This is a genomic window from Saccharomonospora saliphila YIM 90502, assembly GCF_000383795.1.
Taxonomy (GTDB): Bacteria; Actinomycetota; Actinomycetes; order Mycobacteriales; family Pseudonocardiaceae; genus Saccharomonospora; species Saccharomonospora saliphila.
Map to the genome: position 1 here is coordinate 49,252 of NZ_KB912712.1, position 2,349 is coordinate 51,600.

4 protein-coding genes and 1 tRNA gene are annotated in these 2,349 nt (G+C 70.7%); 2 read left to right on the forward strand and 3 right to left on the reverse strand.

What is annotated here, in order from left to right:
• Positions 1 to 223 precede the first annotated feature (223 nt).
• A tRNA-Ala gene (locus SACSA_RS0117775) sits at positions 224 to 299 on the forward strand.
• A 243-nt stretch (positions 300 to 542) separates the two neighbouring features.
• Here SACSA_RS0117775 and SACSA_RS0117780 read toward each other — a convergent pair.
• Positions 543 to 917: a tautomerase family protein gene (locus SACSA_RS0117780; RefSeq protein WP_019819082.1), complete on the reverse strand. Its 375-nt coding sequence runs from the start codon at positions 915 to 917 to the stop codon at positions 543 to 545.
• Positions 918 to 1,039: 122 nt separating this feature from the next.
• Between SACSA_RS0117780 and SACSA_RS23610 the strand changes: the two genes are divergently transcribed.
• The gene (locus SACSA_RS23610) at positions 1,040 to 1,483 is read left to right on the forward strand and encodes a MarR family transcriptional regulator (RefSeq protein ID WP_019819083.1); all 444 of its coding nucleotides are present in this window, start codon (positions 1,040 to 1,042) and stop codon (positions 1,481 to 1,483) included.
• Between the two features lie 221 nt (positions 1,484 to 1,704).
• Here SACSA_RS23610 and SACSA_RS0117790 read toward each other — a convergent pair whose 3' ends face one another.
• Both SACSA_RS0117790 and SACSA_RS24840 read right to left on the reverse strand, forming a co-directional pair.
• Positions 1,705 to 2,202 carry a ribose-5-phosphate isomerase gene (locus SACSA_RS0117790; RefSeq protein ID WP_019819084.1) on the reverse strand — a complete coding sequence of 166 codons (498 nt, stop codon included), beginning with the start codon at positions 2,200 to 2,202 and terminating at the stop codon, positions 1,705 to 1,707.
• On the reverse strand, positions 2,195 to 2,349 hold a 155-nt coding region (locus SACSA_RS24840), incomplete at its 5' end, for a DAK2 domain-containing protein (protein ID WP_157596989.1). The genes SACSA_RS0117790 and SACSA_RS24840, both read right to left, overlap by 8 nt.

The window sequence follows — 2,349 nt, forward strand, 5'->3', positions numbered from 1 at the left end:
GCATGCATGCTGGCCTGCGTCCTGGTCGTGGGGCTGCGGCAGCCTCTGCAGGCCAGTGTGCGGAAGGCTGCCGAGTCCGGCTCGGAGGTGGGCGGCGACTCCGCGCACGAGGACGATGACCTCGACGCCTTCGACCCGGCCACCCTGCGCTCCGACCGGTGACCACCCCCCGGTGTCGGGGCCCGTTCCGGGCTCGGGTACAGTGACAAACACACAACAACACGGGGCTATGGCGCAGCTGGTAGCGCGCCTCACTGGCAGTGAGGAGGTCAGGGGTTCGAGTCCCCTTAGCTCCACCACGTTCGTTATGGTGCGAACCGTTTTTTTCGGAGGCTGTTTCCGCTGGTCAAGCGGGAACAGCCTCGTTTTGTCCCGCGTTGCTCGTCTCGCCGTGACCCGACGGAACTCCTTTCCGGTCTCGCCCGATCGCTCTCGTCGGCACCGCGACGGCGAACCCCACGCGGGCCAGCCGTCCAGGACGGGGTGGGCAGACCACTGTCGGCGCACCTGATCGCGGTGAGGTCGCGGTGTTCGGAGGGTCGTCACGCGGCCACGACGCCGCCGATCCCGGTGTGCTCGGCCGGTGTGCCCACGATCTCGACGGACACACCCGCGCGGACGCGCTCGCCGAACACGGCGACGATCGCGTCGGTGAGCCCGGCGATCAGCCCGGCCACGATCTCGTCGGCGTCCGGCCTGCTCAGCGCGGCCTCCCTGATGCCGAACGTCACACTCGGCGACGGCTCCCGCGCCGGTCGACCGCCGATACCCCACCGGCCCGACGGCATACCGATCAGCCGTACCCCCACGATCTCCCGTGCCCACTCTCCGTACACCGCGACCACCGCGTCGGTCAGCGTGCTGATCAGGTCGGCCTCCCTGCCGACGAGGTCGTCGTCGAGGACGTGCACAGTCATATGTGGCATGGCAACCCCCAAGGGAAATAGCTTTAAGAGCAAATAAGCTTTGTGAACAAAGGTACTCAGGGAGGGTGAGGGTGTCAACGTCTGACTCCGCGGACGACGCCGTCCGGGAACTGATGCTGCTGATGCCGCGCCTGGTGGGCAGGATCAAGCGGCTCCCGCCGCCCGACCGGCTACGGTCGTTCGACCTGGCCCCGAGGCACCTCTCCCTGCTGTCCTTGCTGTTGCTGGACGGCCCGCAGACGGTCTCCCGGCTGGCCGAGGGGCTCAGCCTCGCGCCCACCACGGTGAGCCTGATCGTGGGTGAGCTCAGCCGCAAAGGAGTGGTGGTACGGCGGGAGGACGAGACCGATCGGCGCCGGCGCATCATCGACATCGATGCGGACAGCCGCCCGGCCATCTCCCAATGGCTCTCGCCCGGCGCACGCGCGTGGCGACACGCCCTCGCGCCGTTGACCGATGCGCAACGACGCCTGGTCGTCGACACGTTGCGCGCCTATGAGACCGCCTTCTTCGCCGCGTCCGGCGACGCCGAGCCGGAAACGGAGGGGCCCGGGTAGAGCCGACGCCGAACGGCCTCGGTCACCGGGCCGGGGGTGCGGGGATCGGGTGCGACGTCAGCTTCGGCGCGGTGGCGTCGCGCGGGAAGCTCCGCGTCGGGAGGGGAACACCGGCGTCGTGTGGAGCGCGCCGGAGGGGAGTACAGCCGCGTGGACGGCTCCCGGCGGCGGCGCCGTTGCCGCCTCGCCGGGGGTCGTGCGTGTGGTCGTCACGAGCGGCACTACCCGCAGGTGGATTCGGCGGGGGAGGGCCCGCCCGCCTCGCTCTCGTAGCGGTCGAGGGCGGCGACCTTGTCGGCCGACGAGCTGTGCGGGTCGAAGCGGTAGTCCAGCCACTCGGAGGCCAGCCTGCGGGCCAGCTCGATGCCGATCACGCGCTGGCCCAGGCACAGCACCGGGGCGTTGTTGCTTTTGATCGAGCGCTCGACCGAGAACGAATCGTGCGCGGTGACGGCCCGGATACCGGGCACCTTGTTCGCCGAGATCGCCACCCCGAGGCCGGTGCCGCAGACGAGCAGCGCCCGGTCGGCGCTGCCGTCGGCGACCAGGCGTGCGGCGGCGACGCCGATGTGCGGGTAGGCGGTGTGGCCCTCGGCTCCCACGCCGACGTCGGTGACCTCGGCGACGCGGTCGTCGGCCTCGAAGTCGGCCTTCAACCGCTCCTTGTACTCGTAGCCCGCGTCGTCGGAGCCGACGACGATGCGCAGCCGGTCAGCCATGCTGGGGCTCCCTTCGTTCCTGTTCTCGCGCCAGCAGTTGCCCGACCGCCGTCACGACCAGCGCCAGCGAGGTCGCCCCCGCGTCCGGGGTGCCGACGCTGCGCTCGGCCAGCGGCCGGGCGCGTCCGGTCTTCGGCCGGAGCTCGC